Here is a 21,145-nt window from a genome sequence, read left to right as displayed (position 1 = left end):
TGACAAAAAAAGCGCTGAATTCTATCAAATTAGCGCTCATTTCACAATTATAGTTAATGCAGCCGATTTGTTTATCATCGGCTTATTTTTATTTTACAGTGGTAAGGCTGTACTACGTTTTACACAGGTCATGGTCACGTTAGAATGAACCTCTTGGACGTACTCTAAGCTAAGTAGGTTATCGCGTACAAAGTGCTCATAACCTTCTATGCCTTGAGAAATAATACGTAACATAAAGTCCATAGTACCCGCCATAGTGTAACATTCAGTCACTTCATCATAGCTAAGTATCAGTTTTTCAAACTCGGCTAGATTCTTTTTACCATGGTTTGATAAACGTACATGGGCGTAAACCAACATATCAAAGCCCAGCTTTTTTTCATCAAGCAATGCGACTTTACTTTTGATGTAGCCATCTTGTTCTAATTTGGCAATACGACGCCAACAAGGAGACTGAGATAGGCCTACTTTATCTGCAATTTCAGCGGTTGATAAACTTGCATCTTGTTGTAAAAGTGCCAATATTTGGCGATCTACGTGATTTAGAGACATTTTATTTCTTATTTATCTAATAAATTGGTTAAATTATACAGCCTTTTTAAAAAGCAGTCTGCATATTTTTAACAATTAAACACATCAACCAAATTGACCACTTACAAACGGATTGGTTGCCTTCTCATTGGCGACATCGGTATCTTCACCATGGCCACTTAAAATTGTGGTACTCAGTGGCAACGTCATTATATGGGCCTGTATTGAGCTAATAAGCTGCTTACTGTCTCCTTTTGGAAAATCAGTACGACCGACTGAGCCTTTAAATATAACATCACCCACAATAACGGTGCTTTGCGTATCTTGATAAAATACAACGTGTCCTGGGGTGTGCCCTGGGCAATGCAGTACTTTAAATGCAAGCTGACCAACTTGTACGGTATCACCATGTGCTAGCCATTCATCTGGGTAAAAAGCACTGATAGGTTTAAATCCAAACATTGTGGCTTGCATTGGTAAGTTATCAAACCAAAAGCGCTCATCCTTATGTGGGCCAATAATCTTTATATTGTATTGCTCACGTAAACTATGAGCACCACCCACATGGTCTAAGTGTCCATGGGTTAACCAAATGGCTGACAAGCTCAAGTTATGCTGTGTTAGTGTTGCATTAATTTTGTCAACATCACCACCGGGATCTACCACCACAGCTTGCTGGGTTTGTTCGCATACTATAATTCGGCAATTTTGCATAAACTGCGTAACGGGAATTGTGATTATTTTCATCTTATATTTCTTTATTTTTTTGCGCTTGAATAACTATATCTTGTTCATATGACATTAAAATTGGGTATTTTAAATAAGCTTGATCGTAAAACGGGCTATGTTCATAGAGCCAATTTAAGCGCGCTTCAGGATCTGTAGCAAATGCTTTATCTAGCTTCAGTTTTTTATTAAATGCCTCTGCTAATTTCGGAGCATCGCGGAGCATTTTCTCAGCGAATGGGAGCAATGCGTAATTTTCCATATACTCTGTTCGCTGAAAAATCGTATTAAATTCACCCCATGCAAAAAAAGAGTCAGGTGCTTCTGGATGCAATAAATGCACAGCTAACTCGCCTGCTTTTTGTTGGGTACTGACTTCAAACCAACCATCTAAATCGACATTCGTGGCCGGTTCATAGTTAAAACGTGCCGACACTCTAAATCGCCCTTCAAATGGTGCTTTATCAAAGCTATATTGCGCCACTTTTGCCATTTTTAACGGCTGAGTATTGGCGCCACTGAGTTTATTAATTGATACCCCATGTAAAGCAAGCTTTTCGATAATATCGGTATACACTGGCGGGATAAAAAACGATTTAGGGACTTCAACCGTGTGCTGTACTTCTTTTTGCCAAAAAATAGGCAGCTTGTCATAATCTTGCTTTTTACCTATATAACTTACTTCTTGCTGATTTGATAATGCATTCATATTCTTAGAATAAGCAATGCCTTTAAATTTGATATGATCAGCTTGCTCAGCGTAACCACGTTTAACAATTAATTGCTTAGGCACAAATTGCTGTTCTTTTTTTACCGCATTGGCGAGTTTATCTTTATGGGTTGCTAACGCTTCAATAGCACCATCTATAAACACATAAGTCCCTAGCACGCGTTGCTTATAGGGTTTTAAAGAATGGTTTTCGACTAAAATAGTTGGCAATGACCTTAAATCACCCCAGCCATTAGAAAAACGAGGCGTCGCCACCCAACCTGCTAAACCTGATTTAAATTCTTGTTTATCCATAACAAACACTAAAGGGCCAGGGATATGTCCTTGCTCAGTTAAGGTTTGATCAATAACAGGTTTAAAGTAACGGTTGAGTGCATCCGAAATAGCGGGCGACTCGCTAGCAAATACTGGGTTATAGCCGTAGGTGACATCATATTGGTAATCGGCCCCATCAGTCACATGCACGTCTATATATAAATTAGGATTATAATCGTTAATGACTGCAAGTACGCTTTTAACCTCGGGGGTATCTAATTTAGTGAAATCACGATTTAAATTAAGGTTATTAGCATTTGTTCTAAAACCCATTTTTACTGGGCCGCGCTGATTGATTCGATTAAATGCACTACTGCGTTCATGCCCATCGACATTAAGAATGGGAATAAATAAAATATTTACCTTTTTTAATATATCGCGACGTTTACCCGTGGCAATATCTCTAAGCAACATAAACATTGCATCTTTACCATCAATCTCACCGGCGTGAATACCAGCCTGAATAAGCACAGTTGGTTTAGTGCTGTTAGCCATTTGCCCAGCATCAAAAAAGCCTTGTTCGCTGGCAATCAACATGTTTATTGCACGTTTACTATTACTATAGCCAATCGTTTTTGATTTAAATTGAGTGGGATTAGCCGCTACCAACCTATCAACAAATGCCATGGTATCAGCATAATTAGGAGACGAGACTCCTGCAGAAATTTCAAAGTCTGTGGTTAAAGGTCCCTGTTGTTGCAATAGCGATGTGCTCGCACCTTCCCATGGTAATAATGGCGGTAAATGACTGTTATTCGCCATACTTGCAGATAAAACCAATAAACTTATAAACATATACTTCTCTAGCAAACGCATTAATTAAAAAAATTATAGCAATTAAAGCTTTTTAGATGCCAAAACTGCGGTAGTTCAACAAAAAAATGCAGCCAACTGCAGTTCCCTTTGATTATTTGCTCAAGTACTGATAAAAACATAATTAATATCAACCTTAAGAGCAACAATGAACATGCCTAAAATTCTGGTTTAGCTAGTTAAGTTAAATGGATACACGGAGCTAAAAGGTATGACATAGCTAAAGCAGTAAATAGCAGTCACAAAAAAAGGAGCCATAGGCTCCTTTTCAATACTTATACAAAAACTTAAGCTGCCGCTAGGCCTTCTTTTGCTTTTGCTACAAGCGCTGCGAATGCAACTTGGTCGTAAACAGCGATATCTGCAAGGATCTTACGATCGATTTCTACAGATGTCTTTTTAAGACCATTGATAAAACGGCTGTAAGACAGACCATTTTGACGTGAAGCAGCATTGATACGTGCAATCCATAATTGACGGAAAGTACGTTTCTTAGCACGGCGGTCACGGTAAGCGTATTGACCCGCTTTAGTAACAGCCTGGAAAGCTACGCGGTAAACACGTGAACGTGCTCCGTAGTAACCTTTCGCTTGTTTTAAAACTTTTTTGTGACGTGCACGTGCGACAACGCCGCGTTTAACTCTTGCCATTTCTAAAAACCCCTATTAAGCGAATGGTAACATACGTGAAACTAGACCATGGTCATTTTTATGAACCATCATCTTAGGACGTAGGTGTAACTTACGCTTAGAAGTTTTCTTAGTCAGAATGTGACGAAGATGCGCTTGTTTACGCTTGAAACCGCCAGAAGCAGTCTTTTTGAAACGCTTAGCTGCGCCTCTGTGACTTTTTAGCTTGTAAGCCATTGCAATAACTCCAATTGTATTGCTTTAAAATTAGTAAGAAGGCGTGAGATATATTGCTATAGCTCCACTTTAAAGGCCTAACTTACTGCTATGTTCCGGTGAAAACCCGATATAAATACCGCAATTTTACTTTAAAACCGGTTAACTCAGGTGGACATTTTCATATCACTTGCAAACCTGAGCTAAATTCGGTGCGTATTATCGCCTAATTATTACTTTTTAGCAACCGGCGCCATCATCATAACCATTTGACGGCCTTCAACACGATTTGGGAAAGATTCAACAACTGCTAATTCTTCTAAATCGGTTTTAATACGGTTTAATAATTCGATACCAATTTCTTGGTGAGCCATTTCACGACCACGGAAGCGGATAGTTATCTTAGCTTTATCGCCAGCTTCTAAGAACTTGCGTAAGTTGCGTAGCTTAACCTGATAATCACCTTCATCCGTACCTGGACGGAATTTGATTTCTTTAATCTGGATCTGCTTTTGCTTCTTCTTCTGCTCTTTTAGTTCTTTGCTTTTTTCAAAGATGAACTTACCGTAATCCATAACCTTACAAACAGGCGGCTCAGCATTTGGACTGATCTCTACAAGATCAACACCCGCTGCATCAGCCATAGCTTGCGCGTCTTTTAATGACTGAATTCCAGCTTGTTCGCCGTCGATGTCGATTAAACGAACTTCTTGCGCTGTAATTTCTTCGTTAATACGATTTTTTTGAGCTGTTTGTTGCCCTTTCTTGCCGCCTCTAATAGTACGTTCCTCCAAGAATATCAATAATATAAGCGTGTAGCTGGCTATTTTTGCTTGCCCTACACGCTCGATTTTTACTGTCGATTTTTGATTTCTTCACTGATTTTAGCTACAAAATCATCGACATTAAATTTGCCTAGGTCTTCACCTGTGCGAGTTCGTACTGCTACTTCTTGTTGCTCAACTTCTTTGTCGCCAACAACCAATAAGTAAGGAATACGCTTAAGTGTATGCTCACGGATTTTAAAGCCAATCTTCTCATTTCTCAAGTCAGCAGCGGCTCTAATTCCAAGTTTATTTAATTTTTGTACAATTTCCTGAACATACGGTGCTTGTTTATCGGTGATATTCATAATCACCACTTGCTTAGGCGCAAGCCACGTTGGGAATAAACCAGCATACTCTTCTGTTAAAATACCGATAAAGCGCTCAATAGACCCTAATATAGCGCGGTGTATCATAACAGGTGTACGTCGTTCGTTATTTTCAGCCACATATGTTGCGCCTAAACGACCAGGTAATGCAAAGTCTAGTTGCACTGTACCACACTGCCACGCTCTGTCTAAGCAATCGTACAAAGTAAATTCAATTTTAGGACCATAAAACGCCCCTTCACCTGGTAGGTAATCAAATTCAATGTCATTTGCCTTAAGTGCATCAGCAAGTGCAAGCTCAGCTTTGTCCCACATTTCATCTTCGCCAATACGTTGCTCTGGACGAGTTGAAAGTTTAACTACAATTTTTTCAAAGCCGAATGTTTCATACGTATCGTAAACCATTTTAATACAGGCCGATACTTCATCCATGATTTGCTCTTCAGTACAGAATACATGCGCATCATCTTGGGTAAAGCCACGCACACGCATTAAACCGTGAAGTGCGCCTGATGGCTCATTACGGTGACAACAACCAAACTCAGCCATACGCAGTGGTAAATCACGGTATGATTTTAAACCTTGGTTAAATATTTGTACGTGACCTGGACAGTTCATTGGCTTGATTGCGTATTCACGCTTTTCAGATTCCGTGGTAAACATGGCTTCTGAATATTTTTCCCAGTGACCTGATTTTTCCCATAACGAACGGTCCATCATCATTGGACCTTTTACTTCTTCGTATTGGTACTCACGTAATTTTTCACGCACAAATTCTTCTAATTCACGGTAAATGCTCCAACCATCGTTGTGCCAAAATACCATGCCTGGCGCTTCTTCTTGCCAGTGCCATAAATCAAGTGCTTTACCAATACGACGGTGATCACGCTTTTCAGCTTCTTCTAAACGCTTTAAGTACGCTTTAAGTTGCTTTTTATCGCCCCACGCTGTGCCGTAAATACGCTGCAGCATTTTATTTTCAGAATCACCACGCCAGTATGCACCTGCTACCTTCATAATTTTGAAGTTTTGACAGAATTTCATGTTAGGAACGTGTGGTCCACGACACATATCTACATATTCTTCGTGGTGGTATAAACCAGGGCGATCATCTTGAGCAATATTTTCGTCAAGAATTTCTATTTTGTATGTTTCGCCACGCGCCGCAAACGTATCGCGTGCTTCTTGCCAGCTAACGGTTTTTTTCACTACATCGTAGTTTGTTTTTGCAAGCTGTAACATACGCTTTTCAATAGCATCAAGATCATCTTGAGATAACGAATGTTCCATATCAATATCATAGTAAAAACCGTTATCGATAGTAGGACCAATCGCCATTTTAGCGTCTGGGAAAAGTTGCTTAACTGCATGACCAATTAGGTGGGCACAAGAATGGCGAATAATTTCTAAACCATCGTCATCTTTTGCTGTAATAATTTCAAGACGAGAGTCGGCTGAAATTAAATCACATGCATCCACGCGTTCGCCATTCACACGACCAGCAATGGTTGCTTTAGCAAGACCAGGGCCGATATCGTTTGCAACATCAAGCGTGCTTACAGGGTTTTCAAAACTACGCTGACTACCGTCAGGGAGAGTAATAACTGGCATTATAAATCCTTACATACAGTGGTGACACCTACAATGTATCACGTGTATTTTTTAATTAATTAAATGAGAATGACTCGACAACGCTTTTACGAATAAGCATTGACTATTTTTCGCCGTCAAAGGCTAATGTAGATGCTGAGTCTGCTCAACTACAAAAAAGATATTGTCGCGTGCTGCAGCGTTAATTACAAGTTTTAAGCTACTAAAAACCACGCATTTTTAACATAAATGTGCAATTAATAACTTTTCTTCAGTCACGCCGCATCAAATTAACGTAAAGCACTATATTAAAGCAGCACACAAAGTGCTTAAACTCGCATTTTAATGCGTGTTGCGTATAATAACCGGTAATTAAGTTATAGTAGAGATTAACAATGAGAACATGTGGTGTAGAAATTACCGGTAGCGATGTACTACTTTGTATTTTAAGTAAAGATAACGACGTTTTTGATATTCGTGACGTGCGCCAAACACGCTTTACCTTAGGTAACGGTAACGACACTGAAATAATGCGTAAATTTCAATTTGATTTTGCAAAGCTGATGCAAGATTACCAAATTGATTCTGTTGCCATTCGCGAACGCCAGCCTAAAGGTAAATTTGCAGGTAGCGCTAAAGGGTTCAAAATGGAAACGGCTATTCAATTAATCGACAACCTCGATGTTCGCGTGTTTTCAACTACTGAAATAAAAGAGCAAGTAAAACGCAACCCAATCCCTATCGCGTTCGAAGACACTGGTCTTAAAAAATATCAAGAAAATGCATTCGTTAATGCTTATGTTTATATCATGAAAAAAACCTACCGCAGCGACGAAATGTAATACCAATTGCATCCTTGTAAAAACGCGTAATAGCTCAATATTACGCGTTTTTTTATGTCTAAATTTTCAAATAAAAGTGTAATACATTAGTCTAACCCTCTTCCCTTTGTCGACAATTCATGTTTATTTAATCAACAAGCCTTGGATAGATAAAAACATGGAGAATGTCATGAAAGCGACACAAACAGTGCATAAAGAAGTAGAACAAATAAACACTATACCGCTATCAAATAGTTATTTTAAGGGGATTCAAAGCACACCGCTAATAGAGCAAACTATTGGAGAATACCTTGATTCAATTGTCGACAATAACCCTGAGGCATTGGCAGTTGTTGTTGCTCACCAAAATATTCGCTTAAACTATAAGGAATTTCAGCAACAGATTGATCAACTTGCGATGGGGTTGTTGGCATTAGGGGTTAAATCAGGTGACAGGGTCGGTATTTGGTCACCCAATAATATACAGTGGTGCTTAACACAATTTGCAACAGCTAAAATCGGCGCAATCATGGTGTGTATTAACCCAGCTTACCGCCCCAGTGAACTGCAATATGCGCTTAATAGTGTTGAATGCTCTACACTTATTACTGCCACAGCGTTTAAGGGCAGTCACTACGTTAATATGCTACAAAGTTTAGCCCCAGAGCTAGATAGTTGCCAAAAAGGGGAATTAAAAGCCGCTAAACTCCCTTCATTAAAAAATGTAATTTGTATAGGTGATGAGCCAGTAAATGGTATGTTTTCGTTTAATGAAGTACTCGCCATGCCCACAGACGCTCACCAGTTTGAACTTCAAGCGGTGGCTAAAACTCTAAATTGTAATCAAGACATTAATATTCAGTTTACCTCTGGCACCACAGGGAATCCTAAAGGGGCTACGCTAACGCATAAAAACATTCTTAATAATGCACTGCTTGTTGCCCAAGCAATGCATTTTACTGAACATGACAAGCTGTGTATCCCTGTACCGCTTTATCATTGCTTTGGCATGGTTTTAGGCAGCTTATTGTGCGTAAGTAAAGGCGCTGCAGCTATTTATCCAAGTGATTCTTTCGATCCAAAAACCACATTAGAGGTGGTACAACAAGAAAAATGCACCGGGCTTCATGGCGTGCCTACCATGTTTATAAGCGAATTAGAGCTTAATAACTTTAGTGATTATGATTTAAGTACATTACGAACCGGCGTTATGGCAGGCTCAACCTGCCCCGAACAAGTTATGCGTAAAGTACAAACACTAATGAATATGAATCAAGTCGTTATAGCCTATGGACAAACAGAGTGCAGCCCAATCAACAACATCACTGAAACCGACTCATCAATTGAGCGTCAAGTCACCACTGTAGGACGAGCGCTTGCGCACACCGAAGTAAAAATTATTGATGAAGTGGGAGAAGTTCAAAAAATAGGCCAACCAGGTGAAGTCTGTAGCCGTGGAGCTGGTATTATGCGTTGCTATTGGAACGATGAAGAAAAAACCAAAGCTACTATCGATAATCAAGGTTGGTTACATTCTGGCGATTTAGGGGTAATGGACAGTGAAGGCTTTGTCAGTATTGTTGGCAGAATTAAAGACATGATTATTCGCGGCGGAGAAAATATATATCCCCGTGAGATTGAGGAAGTTTTATACACCTACCCAGGGATACAAGATGCGGCAATTTTTGGTATTACTGATGAAAAGTTTGGCGAAGAAGTCTGTGCCTGGATCCAGCCTAAAGAAGGTGAAGTGCTTGATGAGCAAGCAATTCGATTATTTTTAAAAGACAAACTCGCCTACTTTAAACAGCCTAAATATATTCGCTTTGTTGAACATTACCCGATGACGGTAACCGGAAAATTGCAAAAATTTAAAATGCGCGAACAAATGCAAGAAGAGCTCGCCGAGTCTGCATTTTCATAAGCTGATTAAATGCAAAGCACTATCAGCTTAGTGCTTTGCATTGTCTTACTCAATTTCAGGTTGTTTAGAAACAACAAAGTCAGTAATACTTATATTTCGTCCTGCATTTTTAGCTTTATAAACCCCTACATCAGCTGTTGCCAACAATGATTTAATTGAAGGTCTATATGTAGTGTATTTATCAATTGCAATACCAGCAGAGACAGTAATACGGTTAAAGGGTGAATACTGATGTGCAATCGGGTCGGCTGCAAAGCGTTTAGGTAAGTCACTCAACCAATCTAACTCATTTGCCTGTAATGTTTTTACCAATATAAATTCTTCACCACCAAAACGCACCACAATATCAGCGTCACAATGTTTTAGTCGGTTTGCGACTGCTATTAGTACGTTATCTCCCTCTAAGTGGCCGTAGTTATCGTTATAATTTTTAAAATAGTCGACATCAATCATGGCTAACCCTAAATATTGTGATGGCGCTAACTTGTTAATTAATGCTTTACAGCGTCTATCAAAACTATGCCGATTATGCATACCTGTTAATTGATCGGTATTGGCTTTTTCAGTTTCAAATAATTCCGCTTTATATTGCTTCCTTAATAGGGTATCTAGTTGATATTGCACTATGGCCAATACAATAACTATGCTGAAATAAAAATAAAGTGTCCACGCAATTGAAGTAGAAGAAAAAAGCTCAATAAATATCAGGGCAATGCCAATTATTGACCATAAAACCAGTTTATGTCCTAAGTGCAGCATCGGTATGGCTATAAATGCAGCAGCGACAAGCATAGGTCCACCCTCTTTTAATTCACTATAGCGTTGCACATATTCCCAAAAGAAATAACTAAATAAAAAACAAAATAAAACCGCATAACTGAAAAAGCGCGAATGCAAGTACTCTGAACTTAATGTTCTATTTACAATAATGAGGACTATCGATAACAACACCATAGTTACGCGTAAAATTGTTATGGTTGAATTGGCAGGCTCTTGTTGATTAAGCCAAGACATAAAAATAAAAGACAATAAAAACAGTGTTACTAGATAGAGTGATGCATCAGCAAGACGCATTGAGCTTTTATTGAGTTGATTTTGGAAGTTGTGCTCTGTTGCACTTGAAAAATAAAAAATTGCGGGAATAAGACGCACCGGCACTCTCCTTAATAAGCTCACTTATCCTTATCCACACTATAGTTTATTGTTATTAATTAGCGAGTTAAATTTACCTTATTAAATAATATTATACATTATTTTTGCTATATCCTGAACAATGCCTGCTCAAGATATAGATAAAAATTATTGGGTTCACTAATAAATAGCCGAGGCGTCGCTATACAACGCCCTGTTCAATCATTGCATCTGCTACACGTCTAAATCCAGCAATATTTGCACCAAGTAACAAGTTACCGGGTTGATTAAATTCTTTTGCGGTATCGTTAGCTGTAGTGAAAATATCTTTCATTATTTGCTTTAACTTTTCATCTACTTGCTCAAATGTCCAGCTTTGCATACTGGCATTTTGTGCCATTTCTAATTGGCTCGTTGCCACCCCACCTGCATTTGCTGCTTTGCCAGGTCCATAAGCAATTTTTGCTTCAATAAAGCAATCAATCGCTTCTTTGGTTGAAGGCATATTTGCTCCTTCACTGACTAAAGTACAGCCATTTTCAAGTAGTGCTTTTGCATCCGATTGGGTTAATTCATTTTGTGTAGCACAAGGAAAAGCCGCATCCGCACTGTAACGCCATACAGCATGACCATCCTGAGGGTACTCATCGCGAGGCGTATACTTGGCATGAGGATGAGTATCTAGGTAGTCACTTAAGCATCCTCGTGAGTGCTCTTTTAATTGCTTAATAAGTTTTAAGTCAATGCCACTCTCATCGTACAAAGTGCCTTTTGAGTCACTACAGGCAATAGGCGTAGCCCCTAGTTGATATAATTTTTCCATGGCATAAATTGCCACATTGCCTGAGCCTGAAATTAAACAGCGTTTTCCTGATAAGCTGTCATCACGATCTTCAAGCATATAGTTAGCAAAATACACTGCGCCATAACCTGTTGCTTCTTTGCGAGCTAGCGATCCGCCCCAAAGTAAACTTTTACCGGTTAGTACGCCTTCATAGCGCCCTGTTAAGCGTTTGTATTGGCCAAACATATAGCCAATTTCTCTCGCCCCTACGCCAATATCCCCTGCAGGTACATCGGTTGTAGGGCCGATATGGCGATATAACTCGGTCATAAACGATTGGCAAAAACGCATTATCTCGCCATCAGAGCGTCCTTTAGGATCAAAATTAGCGCCTCCTTTACCGCCGCCTATAGGCAAACCGGTCAGTGCATTTTTAAAAATTTGTTCAAAGCCTAAAAATTTTATGATGCTGGCATTTACACTTGGATGAAAACGTAAGCCGCCTTTGTAAGGGCCAAGCGCCGAATTAAATTCGATACGGTAGCCTTTATTAACTTGAATATTGCCCTCGTCATCAACCCAAGGCACGCGAAACATTAACTGACGCTCTGGCTCTACCATTCTTTGAATAATTGCTTGTTGTTGGTAATGACTGGTTTGCGCAAATACAGGCTCTAGCGAGTCTAGCACTTCTTCTACTGCTTGATAAAACTCACATTGCGCAGGACTCGTCTGCTTTAATTGCGCAATTGTTCTGTGTATATAATTCATATTTATTCTTCCATGTGGATATTTTTTAATTCGAAACAGGAAAAATGATCAACGTTATTGTTAGTGGAGAAATTGATTATGCGATCATTATTTTTACACTTTAACATCATAAATAAACTGGATGCACGTGTTTGATGTTGAATTAAATTGTTGTTTCTTTTGTATAAAAACCCGTTAAAAAAGAATTTATATGCTAAAAACACCAGTTTAAATGAATAACACGTTAAAAGTATTAAAAAAATAGTAAAACAAAATACGACTCTACGTTTTTACGAGAGCGACAACATAAAATGCTTTATAAGACTGAAGTTGTAGAAGGATAAGACTAATAATAGCGTAGATTTTAGTGAGTTCGTTTAAGAGGTTTAAATGGAGGTTGCTAATCAACCTCTATAAAATGCATTAAGCTTTTTCGCCATCTGGGCGAAAAGTACGCTGCACACCAGTTAAAAATAAACGTAAAACTTGATCGTTACACACACGATAATGTTTGTTTTCAACTTTACGTGAAAATGCACTGAGCTCATGCTTACTTAAATCAAAATCAACTAAGGCGAGTGTGGCTATCACGTCTTCTGCTTTCATATTTAAAGCAATACGTAATTTCATAAAAATAATATTATTGTTTAATTTAGTCTCTGGGATTGGCTGCTCACCGTCACGTTTACCGCGCTTAGTGTTTATAAAGCCATTTAAAAATACCGCAAATTCGGTGTCACTTATTGGGGTGTAACCTTGCTCGCCCTCTTTAGTTAACCATGCAATCACCTGCTCAGTGCTAACGCTCTGCTCTGCAGCGGCGAACACGTCAACCATTGCTGAATCTGTTAAATCAAAGGTGTAGCGAATACGGCGTAAAATATCGTTATTTGTCAAAGTAAATCCCAAGGTAAATAAGTGCTCAGCAAACAAAAGCTGTTTAATAGCGGCGCAGTTTATCAGAGTTACACTAAGCGCCCTATTAAATACTGTGTTTAATTACCCAATACTTTTGCCGGATCAACACGTGTTGCTTGCCATGCTGGATACAGCGTCGCCAATATTGCAAGCACAAAGGTGGCAATAACAGTTAACACTATATCTTGCCAAACTAATTTACTCGGTAAGAATTCGATAAAATACACACCTTCTAGCGGATTTTCACCCAGCAATAAACTCAGCCAAGTAAAGAGCTCACTAATATTGATTGCTAGAATGACCCCAATAATAGAGCCTAATACTACGCCAACAAATGCTTGAGTTAAGCCTTGCATTACAAAAGTAGCCAATATAGTACTGTCTTTGGCACCCATGGTTTTTAAAATGGCAATATTGCCTTCTTTTTCGCGCACTTCCATCACTAAAGACGAAACAATGTTAAAACTGGCGACTGCAATAATCAAAAACACCACAATATAAACAATTGTACGCACCATTTGAATGTCTTGATACAAGCTGCCTTGGGTTCTAAACCAACTCGATATATACACATAATCAGTGACTGTTTGCCCTACTATCAGCGCTATTTGGTGCGCTGCAAACACATCATCAACTCGTAAACGTAAGCCGGTTACTTGGCTTTGATCGTAGCCTAAGGTTTGTTGGGCTTTGTTAAGGTGAATAAACGCGGCACTGCTATCAATAGGCCCGCCCATTTCTATAACGCCTGCGAGTGTCAATGTGACCCGTTTTGGCGCAAGTAATGATTGCCCTTTTTCACTAATTTGGGGGATCAATAAAGTGACATTGTCGCCTATTGATATATTAAGTTGAGTGACAATTTGCTTGCCTAAAATAACATCCTCAAGTGCTAGCTGACTGACTAATTTACCTTGTGTAAATTGGTTAACCGCTGATACGTCACTCTCTAGCGAAGGCTCAACACCACGTATTTCAACTGCTTTTAATTGGCTTTTAAATTGCGCCATACCATTTACTGCTATAAATGGGGCTGCTCCTGTTACTTGTGGTTGCTGTTTTAATTTTTCGACTTTGCTGGGCCAATCAGCAATCGGCCTGCTTGGTGCTACATATTCAACTTGTGGCACTACACTTAATAAACGATGAACCAATTGTTGTTCAAAACCATTGATCACCGATAACGCCACAATTAAAACGGCAACACCAAGTAAAATACCAATAGTAGATGCCTTAGCAATAAAACTAACAAACGCGTTTTTTTCATCTTTATGGCCTGAATAGGCTCTGAAACGTTTACTTATAAAGGCACTAAGCAACATGGTTTGACTCTTTTATTGATAATTTACCATCATCTAAATACGCTATTTTACCCAGCTTGTCGGCAAGTTCTAAATCATGAGTCACCACCACAAAACTGGTGTTTAAACTTTTATTTAGCTGATTAATTAAATCGTAAATTTTAATCGCGTTTTGCTTATCTAAATTACCCGTTGGCTCATCTGCAAGAACCAGTGCAGGCTCAGTCACTAAAGCACGCGCTATGGCAACACGTTGCCGTTCGCCACCAGAAAGTGCCGACGGTTTATGGCTACTTCTGTGCGCAAGCCCAACTTTATCAAGCATGTCGAGTGCTTTTACATTTGCTTCTTTGGCACTCAAGCCTTTTATTAACAGTGGCATAGCAACATTTTCAACCGCACTAAATTCCATTAATAAATGATGAAATTGATAAATAAACCCTAAGTTTTGATTTCTAAACGCGGCTTGTTGGCTGCGAGAAAGTTTAGCCACATCTTGGTTTTTGATTTTTGCACTGCCAGAACTGGCGGTATCTAAGGTACCCAAAATATGCAATAAGGTACTTTTACCTGAACCTGAGCTACCTACAATAGCTAGCATTTCACCTTGGGTTAGGGCTAAATCAACCCCTTTTAATACCTCAACTTGGTTTTGCCCGTCTTGGTACACTTTACTTATTTGTTCACAACTAATTACTAAATCATTCATAACGTAATACCTCGGCTGGGTTTACTTTAGCGGCCTGGCGCGCAGGATATAAAGTCGCTAAAAAGCTCATTGCTAAGCTTAAAAGCGCAATCACACTTAAGCTAAGCGCATCAAATTTGACCGGCAGTGAAATCCCCGATAATAAATTTAAGCCAACCAACGCCAGCAGTTCATTAATATATAAGCTAAATAAAATACCTAAAGAGGCACCTACTGCCGTACCAATCACACCGTTATATAAACCTTGAACCATAAATACAGTTTGTACTTGGCTTGGCGTTAGCCCTAGTGTTTGCAGTATCGCAACTTCGCTTTGTTTTTCACTCACCATCATGGTGAGCGCTGACACAATATTGAACACCGCCACCAGCACGATTAAGCCCAATAACATAGACATAATGCGTTTCTCCATCGCCACAGCGGCAAATAAAGTGCCTTGGCTACTGCGCCAATCGGTGTATTTAAAATTCTTCAGAATAAGTTGGCTGTCTTGAATAAATTCATCAAGTGCAAATGGCTCATGCAGTGACACACTTAAATTAGGGGGTGTAGAGCTACTTTGCTTTAATACTCGTTGCAATGACACACCACTGGTAAATGCCAGTCCCATGTCAATTTCTGAACCAGTTTCGTAAATAGCAGCAATTTTGAATAAACGCTGGCTAGGGACACGACCAAGGGGTGTATAAGTTGACGCATTGGGCATAATAACGCGCAGTTTATCGCCCAAGCTAACGCCGAGTTTACGGCTTAGATAACGGCTAATAGCAATGTGATAATTATTATTTAATACACTTTGCCAATTCCCCTGCACTACTTTGTCAGTGATTTTATAAAGCGAGCCATCATTATCATAGAGCCCTTGCAGCAGCACACCATGCAGGTCTTTATTTGTTTGTAGTATAGCTTCACCATGGCGGTATAAACTAACATGATCAACATACGGTGATTGCTCAAGATCAGCTTTAAGAGTATTCATTTGCGTTTTAGAGTGTTGTTTTGCCTGCACTTCAACGTGTGGAATGAGTCCGAGCATATTCATTTTCAGGCTGCTTTCAAAACCGTTCATGACACTACTTACTGTAAAGAGCGCCATTAAACCAATCGCTATACCTGCAATAGAAAAAAAAGAAATAAACGAAATAAACGCATTGCCTTTGGAAGAGCGACTATATCTAAGTCCGATAAACAGGCTAACAGGTTGAAACATATTAATTAAAACATTAATGCTAAAAGTGTGGCTTTATAGTAGCACGAACTCAGCGCAATTGAATATCACCATAAATGTAAGAAATAATTTATAAATCTTATACTTGGCTATATTATAAGCAAATCACTAAGCCAAGCTAAACTTTTAATCCTGTTACTAGATAATCAAGTAATACCCGTACATTAGTAGCAACAAATTGCCGAGGAGGATAGAGCCCCCACACACCCTCTTGCTGAGGTTGATAAGCTGTTAATATTGGTACTAACTGCCCTGTTTTTATCTCATTCTCTATGTAGTAATCCGGCAACTGAACAATACCCAACCCTTTTTTAGCGCCGTCAACCAGTGCCCAACCGCTATTGCAATGCAACCTCCCTGCTACTTTAATATGTTTGTCACGACCGTTTTCATTTACTCGCCAATAACTACTGTTACCAATTAAGCATTGATGCTGGTTAAGTTCACCTAACGTATGGGGTTCGCCAAAACGCGCTAAATAGCTTGGTGCAGCACACATAATAAATCGCCGAGAGCTCAAGCGTCGCGCTTTTAAACTCGAATCTTTTAAATGGCCTAATCGAATGGCTAAATCAAAGCCGCCCTCCAGCAAGTTTTCTTGCTCGTTAGAGAGCGTTGCGATTACTTCTACCTCGGGGTGACCATGCATAAACGAATGCACTATCGGCATAATAAAACTTTCACCATACATAACCGGTGCGGTTAATTTGATTTTACCTTTAGGGGATGTTTGCACAGACGCTAGCCCCTGAGTGGCTTCATCCATAGCGTGTTGTAAATGTTTTACTTGGTGTAAAAACTGCTCACCTTCTTTGGTTAATACCACCTTTCGGGTCGTACGCGTTAAAAGTTGAGTATTTAACCGTTGCTCAAGCTTAGTAACATGGCGGCTAATATGGGCAACCGATAGACCCAACGTCTGTGCAGCTTGAGTGAAACTTCCCTCTTCGCCAACAGCAATAAACTCATCAATCCCTTCCCAACGCATTATTATTACCATACTGTAAAAGTGTTTTATTAATTTAGAGATTATCATTGTTATAGAAATAAATACAATAGGCACATCACCCAAACAGTTTGGGTCTACAATTGATATTCAAACCACTACAAAGGATATACACATGTCTGAATTTATAAAATCAAAAGCAGCGATTGCCTGGGGCCCTAATCAGCCTTTAAGCGTTGAAGAAGTTGACGTGATGATGCCTAAAAAAGGCGAAGTGATGGTAAAAATTACTGCCACAGGTGTATGCCATACAGATGCTTTTACTTTATCAGGTGAAGATCCAGAAGGCATTTTCCCCGCTATTTTAGGCCATGAAGGTGCTGGGGTGGTTTACGCTGTGGGCGAAGGCGTTACAAGTGTAGAAGTTGGCGATCACGTTATTCCTCTATACACCGCAGAATGTGGTGAATGCAAAATGTGTACTTCAGGTAAAACCAACTTGTGCTCTGCTGTACGCGAAACACAAGGCAAAGGCTTAATGCCAGATGGCACAACGCGATTTTTCAAAGACGGCCAACCTATTTATCACTACATGGGGACGTCGACCTTTTCTGAGTACACAGTACTTCCTGAAATCTCACTAGCTAAAGTAAATAAAGAAGCCTCTTTAGAGGAAATTTGCTTATTGGGCTGCGGTGTCACTACCGGTATGGGCGCTGTAACAAATACGGCAAAAGTAACAGCGGGCGATACGGTGGCAATTTTTGGTCTAGGTGGCATTGGTTTGTCGGCCATTATTGGCGCCAAAATGGCTGGTGCAAGCCGTATTATTGGTATTGATATTAACACCTCTAAGTTTGATCTTGCGATTAAACTCGGTGCTACCGACTTAATTAATCCAAAAGACTTCGACAAGCCAATTCAAGAAGTGATTGTAGAGATGACCGACGGCGGTGTTGATTACTCATTTGAATGTATTGGTAACGTTGATGTAATGCGCTCTGCCCTTGAGTGTTGTCATAAAGGCTGGGGAGAATCTGTAATTATTGGTGTAGCTGGTGCTGGCCAAGAAATTTCAACTCGCCCGTTCCAACTTGTTACTGGCCGTGTATGGCGTGGTAGCGCATTTGGAGGCGTTAAAGGTCGTTCGCAACTTCCTGAAATTGTAGAGCGTTACATGGCGGGTGAATTCGCTCTTAATGATTTTATTACCCATACCATGAGCCTTGAAGAAATTAACGATGCCTTTGATTTAATGCACGAAGGTAAGAGTATTCGTACTGTTATTCATTACTAATTTCTTTTAATCACCATTACCAGCCGTTGCTATTAAGTAACGGCTTTTAAGGATTGTTATGTTAGAAAATATCTCAACAGCAAAAGTGGCTGGTGGCTGGCATAAGCAGTATAGCCATACTTCCTCAAGCACCCATTGCAGCATGCGTTTTGCGGTATTTTTACCACCAGGCGCCAGTGAAAAAAATAAAGTACCAGTACTTTATTGGTTATCAGGATTAACCTGTACCGATGAAAACTTTATGCAAAAAGCAGGCACGTTTAAAAAAGCGGCAGAGCTAGGCATTGCTATTGTCGCACCTGATACCAGTCCGCGTGGTGAAAACGTTCCTAACGAAGATAGCTACGATTTTGCCCAAGGTGCAGGGTTTTACGTCAATGCAACGCAGGCACCTTATAATACTCATTTTAATATGTACGATTATGTGGTGAAGGAACTACCTGCATTAATAGAGCAACATTTTCCAGTAACAACTAAAAAAGCAATTTCTGGGCATTCTATGGGTGGTCACGGCGCATTAATGATTGCCCTTAAAAATCCTAAAGCTTATACCAGCGCTACAGCATTTAGCCCAATTGCAAACCCGATAGATTGTCCTTGGGGTGTTAAAGCCTTTACTGGCTACTTAGGTACTGATAAATCAGTCTGGGCAGAATATGATAGCTGCGAATTAATGCAACAAGCCAAACAAGCTGATTATTTACCTATGTTGGTTAGTCAAGGTGATGCAGATAACTTTTTAGATGAGCAACTTAAGCCACAAAAGTTAGTAACTGTAGCTACACAGAAAGGCTATCCGTTAACACTCGAAATGCAAGCTGGTTACGACCATAGTTACTATTTCATTAGTAGTTTTATAGACCAACACTTATTATTTCATCATCAGTTTTTAACTGCTTAGATTCATTACTGTGTAGAGTAGATTTATCTACTTCTACACATTCTTTTAAGACCTTAGTAACCTGCCTACATTTTCTAATCACACCGTCATCTCCTTTTACTAAACTAAATACTGCAGAGTCTATTTTTAAACCTAGCTCTGCAAAAGAAAATCCGTCCTTATCAACGGGAACTGGCTCAAATGGATTTTCATAAGGAGTAGACCGAGCTGGATTTTTCATCCGCTGATTTTCTTGTGCATTTGAGGCTGCTTGTCCATCCAACATAACGCCAAAAAATGTACAGCCATTAAGCATCAGCAATAGTGATAAAAAAAATATTTTTTTCATGTTTAACCCTTTAGTAGCTTCAACTTTAACTATTTAGTTAATAGAGTAACTCCATTAAAAAAGTAAAACTGTAAAAATCTGTTAGTAAGTGAAAATTGTTTACAACATAATTTATACTAAAGTATTTTATTATCACTCTCGCAAAATGATATAATATAACATATAATTAAGCTCGTTTTTTCATCCATACCAAAGCATATTTATGTCATTACCTTTATCTCAAAATCGTTTACACCATATAGACTTACTCCGAGGTCTTATCATTATATTTATGGTGATTGATCACGGCATGTATTATTGTCTAAATTATTCAGTGACCGATCCCATAACCATACCAGGAACAGATGCGCTTACTTTTTTCACTCGTTTTATATCGCACTTTTGTGCGCCATTATTTGTATTTTTAGCGGGCCTTTCAGCTGCGATAACCGAGCATAAATACACTTCCACGCAAGCTTTTTCAAAAAGTTTAATTATACGTGGACTAGTGCTTATATTATTTGAATTTACTATTGTGTCATGGTCTTGGAGCTTTAATCCACTGTTTCCAATGTTATACGCTCAGGTTATTTGGGCGATAGGTTGGGGATTTATTATTCTAGGGCTTTTACGCTTAATTGGTCTGTATGCAATTTTTGCCATGGGCTTAATTTTAGTATTTGGCCACAACTTATTTGATGCCGTCAACTTTGAGCCAAATACAATCGCAAATACGATATGGTCTGTTTTACATCAGAAAAATGTACTCGAACTTCCTTTTAACTTTAAAATTAGAACCACCTACCCCGTAGCTCCTATTGTTGGGTTAATGGCGTTAGCCTATTGTGCAGGTGTTTATTACAAAGCCAAGCAATACAGTAACCGAGTTATGGATTATGGCTTAATTTTGGGTGTAAGCTGCCTAGTTTTATATACGCTTTTGCGTGGCTTTAATCTTTATGGTGACGCGTCAATATTTACGATTAGTGACTCTTATTTACTCACTGTAATGTCATTCTTAAACCCGACCAAATACCCACTTTCCCTGCAGTTTATGTTGTTAACCGTTGGTATAGGCCTAATTATGCTTAAACTATTGAGCAAGCTAAAAAGTGATTTTTCGCCAAAGTTTTTACAAGTACTGGGTAAAACCAGTATGTTCTCGTACTTAGCCCACTTGTATTTACTGCATGCAATAAGTTGGTTACTTATCCCTGTTTTAGGCTTTAGTTTTTCTGATATGACTTATGGCGAAACACTGGTGGGTTTACCAGTTGGATACGGTATGAGCTATGTTGCAACACTGCTATTTATTGCAGTCGTAATTGGCTTAACAGCCGTTCTTGCCAATTATTATTTAGCATGGAAGCAAAAAAATAAACACAGTTTAATTGCTAAGTATATTTGAACAAACATTAAAAAAGG

The 21,145-nt window shown here is 39.2% G+C and carries 20 protein-coding genes; 5 read left to right on the top strand and 15 right to left on the bottom strand.

Annotation, left to right across the window (positions count from 1 at the left end; genetic code table 11):
* Positions 1–93: 93 nt before the first annotated feature.
* The 7 genes from AN392_RS04035 to thrS all read right to left on the bottom strand — a co-directional run bounded on the left by AN392_RS04035 (position 94) and on the right by thrS (position 6,724).
* On the bottom strand, positions 94–552 hold the full coding sequence (locus tag AN392_RS04035; RefSeq protein WP_008110469.1) for an Lrp/AsnC family transcriptional regulator: 459 nt from the start codon (positions 550–552) through the stop codon (positions 94–96).
* Positions 553–636: 84 nt separating this feature from the next.
* A complete protein-coding gene (locus AN392_RS04030; protein ID WP_055011906.1) occupies positions 637–1,278 on the bottom strand; it encodes an MBL fold metallo-hydrolase in 642 nt (213 codons plus the stop codon).
* Position 1,279: 1 nt separating this feature from the next.
* Positions 1,280–3,097, bottom strand: coding sequence for a M14 family metallopeptidase (locus AN392_RS04025; protein ID WP_055011921.1), 1,818 nt, complete (start codon positions 3,095–3,097; stop codon positions 1,280–1,282).
* A 305-nt stretch (positions 3,098–3,402) separates the two neighbouring features.
* The gene (rplT, locus tag AN392_RS04020) at positions 3,403–3,765 is read right to left on the bottom strand and encodes a 50S ribosomal protein L20 (RefSeq protein ID WP_008110477.1); all 363 of its coding nucleotides are present in this window, start codon (positions 3,763–3,765) and stop codon (positions 3,403–3,405) included.
* 15 nt (positions 3,766–3,780) lie between these two features.
* Entirely contained in the window at positions 3,781–3,981 is a 201-nt protein-coding gene (rpmI, locus tag AN392_RS04015; protein ID WP_004587840.1) for a 50S ribosomal protein L35, read from the bottom strand.
* Positions 3,982–4,193: 212 nt separating this feature from the next.
* A complete protein-coding gene (infC, locus tag AN392_RS04010) occupies positions 4,194–4,754 on the bottom strand; it encodes a translation initiation factor IF-3 (protein WP_008466946.1) in 561 nt (186 codons plus the stop codon).
* Between the two features lie 59 nt (positions 4,755–4,813).
* Positions 4,814–6,724, bottom strand: coding sequence for a threonine--tRNA ligase (gene thrS / locus AN392_RS04005; RefSeq protein WP_008466944.1), 1,911 nt, complete (start codon positions 6,722–6,724; stop codon positions 4,814–4,816).
* A gap of 374 nt (positions 6,725–7,098) precedes the next feature.
* Here thrS and AN392_RS04000 point away from each other — a divergent pair, with 374 nt between their 5' ends.
* Both AN392_RS04000 and AN392_RS03995 read left to right on the top strand, forming a co-directional pair.
* On the top strand, positions 7,099–7,545 hold the full coding sequence (locus tag AN392_RS04000; protein WP_010389888.1) for a DUF3010 family protein: 447 nt from the start codon (positions 7,099–7,101) through the stop codon (positions 7,543–7,545).
* A 169-nt stretch (positions 7,546–7,714) separates the two neighbouring features.
* The gene (locus AN392_RS03995; protein ID WP_055011905.1) at positions 7,715–9,448 is read left to right on the top strand and encodes an AMP-binding protein; all 1,734 of its coding nucleotides are present in this window, start codon (positions 7,715–7,717) and stop codon (positions 9,446–9,448) included.
* A 45-nt stretch (positions 9,449–9,493) separates the two neighbouring features.
* On the opposite strand, the gene AN392_RS03990 is transcribed toward AN392_RS03995, so the two are convergent.
* The 7 genes from AN392_RS03990 to AN392_RS03960 form a co-directional block, all read right to left on the bottom strand.
* Positions 9,494–10,600 carry a GGDEF domain-containing protein gene (locus AN392_RS03990; RefSeq protein ID WP_055011904.1) on the bottom strand — a complete coding sequence of 369 codons (1,107 nt, stop codon included), beginning with the start codon at positions 10,598–10,600 and terminating at the stop codon, positions 9,494–9,496.
* A gap of 181 nt (positions 10,601–10,781) precedes the next feature.
* The gene (gene gdhA / locus AN392_RS03985) at positions 10,782–12,134 is read right to left on the bottom strand and encodes an NADP-specific glutamate dehydrogenase (RefSeq protein WP_055011903.1); all 1,353 of its coding nucleotides are present in this window, start codon (positions 12,132–12,134) and stop codon (positions 10,782–10,784) included.
* Between the two features lie 402 nt (positions 12,135–12,536).
* Complete coding sequence (locus tag AN392_RS03980; protein ID WP_055011902.1) at positions 12,537–13,010, bottom strand: DUF1456 family protein; 474 nt, start codon at positions 13,008–13,010, stop codon at positions 12,537–12,539.
* A 98-nt stretch (positions 13,011–13,108) separates the two neighbouring features.
* Positions 13,109–14,353 carry a lipoprotein-releasing ABC transporter permease subunit gene (locus AN392_RS03975; protein WP_055011901.1) on the bottom strand — a complete coding sequence of 415 codons (1,245 nt, stop codon included), beginning with the start codon at positions 14,351–14,353 and terminating at the stop codon, positions 13,109–13,111.
* Positions 14,343–15,041, bottom strand: coding sequence for a lipoprotein-releasing ABC transporter ATP-binding protein LolD (gene lolD / locus AN392_RS03970; protein ID WP_010389881.1), 699 nt, complete (start codon positions 15,039–15,041; stop codon positions 14,343–14,345). The genes AN392_RS03975 and lolD overlap by 11 nt, the downstream gene beginning before the upstream one ends.
* The gene (locus tag AN392_RS03965) at positions 15,034–16,251 is read right to left on the bottom strand and encodes a lipoprotein-releasing ABC transporter permease subunit (RefSeq protein ID WP_055011900.1); all 1,218 of its coding nucleotides are present in this window, start codon (positions 16,249–16,251) and stop codon (positions 15,034–15,036) included. The genes lolD and AN392_RS03965 overlap by 8 nt, the downstream gene beginning before the upstream one ends.
* A gap of 136 nt (positions 16,252–16,387) precedes the next feature.
* On the bottom strand, positions 16,388–17,260 hold the full coding sequence (locus tag AN392_RS03960) for a LysR family transcriptional regulator (protein WP_200908272.1): 873 nt from the start codon (positions 17,258–17,260) through the stop codon (positions 16,388–16,390).
* Positions 17,261–17,390: 130 nt separating this feature from the next.
* Here AN392_RS03960 and AN392_RS03955 point away from each other — a divergent pair, with 130 nt between their 5' ends.
* Both AN392_RS03955 and fghA read left to right on the top strand, forming a co-directional pair.
* Positions 17,391–18,512 carry an S-(hydroxymethyl)glutathione dehydrogenase/class III alcohol dehydrogenase gene (locus AN392_RS03955; RefSeq protein WP_055011898.1) on the top strand — a complete coding sequence of 374 codons (1,122 nt, stop codon included), beginning with the start codon at positions 17,391–17,393 and terminating at the stop codon, positions 18,510–18,512.
* A gap of 58 nt (positions 18,513–18,570) precedes the next feature.
* Positions 18,571–19,413: an S-formylglutathione hydrolase gene (gene fghA / locus AN392_RS03950; protein WP_055011897.1), complete on the top strand. Its 843-nt coding sequence runs from the start codon at positions 18,571–18,573 to the stop codon at positions 19,411–19,413.
* Here the strand turns inward: fghA and AN392_RS03945 are convergent.
* Positions 19,367–19,741: a hypothetical protein gene (locus AN392_RS03945; RefSeq protein ID WP_010389876.1), complete on the bottom strand. Its 375-nt coding sequence runs from the start codon at positions 19,739–19,741 to the stop codon at positions 19,367–19,369. The genes fghA and AN392_RS03945 overlap by 47 nt on opposite strands.
* A gap of 202 nt (positions 19,742–19,943) precedes the next feature.
* Between AN392_RS03945 and AN392_RS03940 the strand changes: the two genes are divergently transcribed.
* On the top strand, positions 19,944–21,128 hold the full coding sequence (locus tag AN392_RS03940; protein WP_055011896.1) for a DUF1624 domain-containing protein: 1,185 nt from the start codon (positions 19,944–19,946) through the stop codon (positions 21,126–21,128).
* Positions 21,129–21,145 lie beyond the last annotated feature (17 nt).

Source organism: Pseudoalteromonas sp. P1-16-1b, from assembly GCF_001401785.1.
Lineage (GTDB): Bacteria > Pseudomonadota > Gammaproteobacteria > Enterobacterales > Alteromonadaceae > Pseudoalteromonas > Pseudoalteromonas undina.
The sequence above is the reverse complement of the archived record's forward strand: the minus strand, read 5'-3'. Positions and strand labels throughout refer to the sequence as shown.

Excerpts from the sequence above, each read along its gene's own strand:
- thrS (WP_008466944.1), bottom strand. The coding sequence starts at position 6,724 with ATGCCAGTTATTACTCTCCCTGACGGTAGTCAGCGTAGTTTTGAAAAC.
- AN392_RS04025 (WP_055011921.1), bottom strand. The coding sequence starts at position 3,097 with ATGTTTATAAGTTTATTGGTTTTATCTGCAAGTATGGCGAATAACAGT.
- AN392_RS04000 (WP_010389888.1), top strand. The coding sequence starts at position 7,099 with ATGAGAACATGTGGTGTAGAAATTACCGGTAGCGATGTACTACTTTGT.
- fghA (WP_055011897.1), top strand. The coding sequence starts at position 18,571 with ATGTTAGAAAATATCTCAACAGCAAAAGTGGCTGGTGGCTGGCATAAG.
- AN392_RS04035 (WP_008110469.1), bottom strand. The coding sequence starts at position 552 with ATGTCTCTAAATCACGTAGATCGCCAAATATTGGCACTTTTACAACAA.
- AN392_RS04030 (WP_055011906.1), bottom strand. The coding sequence starts at position 1,278 with ATGAAAATAATCACAATTCCCGTTACGCAGTTTATGCAAAATTGCCGA.
- AN392_RS03940 (WP_055011896.1), top strand. The coding sequence starts at position 19,944 with ATGTCATTACCTTTATCTCAAAATCGTTTACACCATATAGACTTACTC.
- AN392_RS03945 (WP_010389876.1), bottom strand. The coding sequence starts at position 19,741 with ATGAAAAAAATATTTTTTTTATCACTATTGCTGATGCTTAATGGCTGT.
- rplT (WP_008110477.1), bottom strand. The coding sequence starts at position 3,765 with ATGGCAAGAGTTAAACGCGGCGTTGTCGCACGTGCACGTCACAAAAAA.
- AN392_RS03995 (WP_055011905.1), top strand. The coding sequence starts at position 7,715 with ATGAAAGCGACACAAACAGTGCATAAAGAAGTAGAACAAATAAACACT.
- rpmI (WP_004587840.1), bottom strand. The coding sequence starts at position 3,981 with ATGGCTTACAAGCTAAAAAGTCACAGAGGCGCAGCTAAGCGTTTCAAA.
- AN392_RS03965 (WP_055011900.1), bottom strand. The coding sequence starts at position 16,251 with ATGTTTCAACCTGTTAGCCTGTTTATCGGACTTAGATATAGTCGCTCT.
- AN392_RS03975 (WP_055011901.1), bottom strand. The coding sequence starts at position 14,353 with ATGTTGCTTAGTGCCTTTATAAGTAAACGTTTCAGAGCCTATTCAGGC.
- gdhA (WP_055011903.1), bottom strand. The coding sequence starts at position 12,134 with ATGAATTATATACACAGAACAATTGCGCAATTAAAGCAGACGAGTCCT.
- lolD (WP_010389881.1), bottom strand. The coding sequence starts at position 15,041 with ATGAATGATTTAGTAATTAGTTGTGAACAAATAAGTAAAGTGTACCAA.
- AN392_RS03955 (WP_055011898.1), top strand. The coding sequence starts at position 17,391 with ATGTCTGAATTTATAAAATCAAAAGCAGCGATTGCCTGGGGCCCTAAT.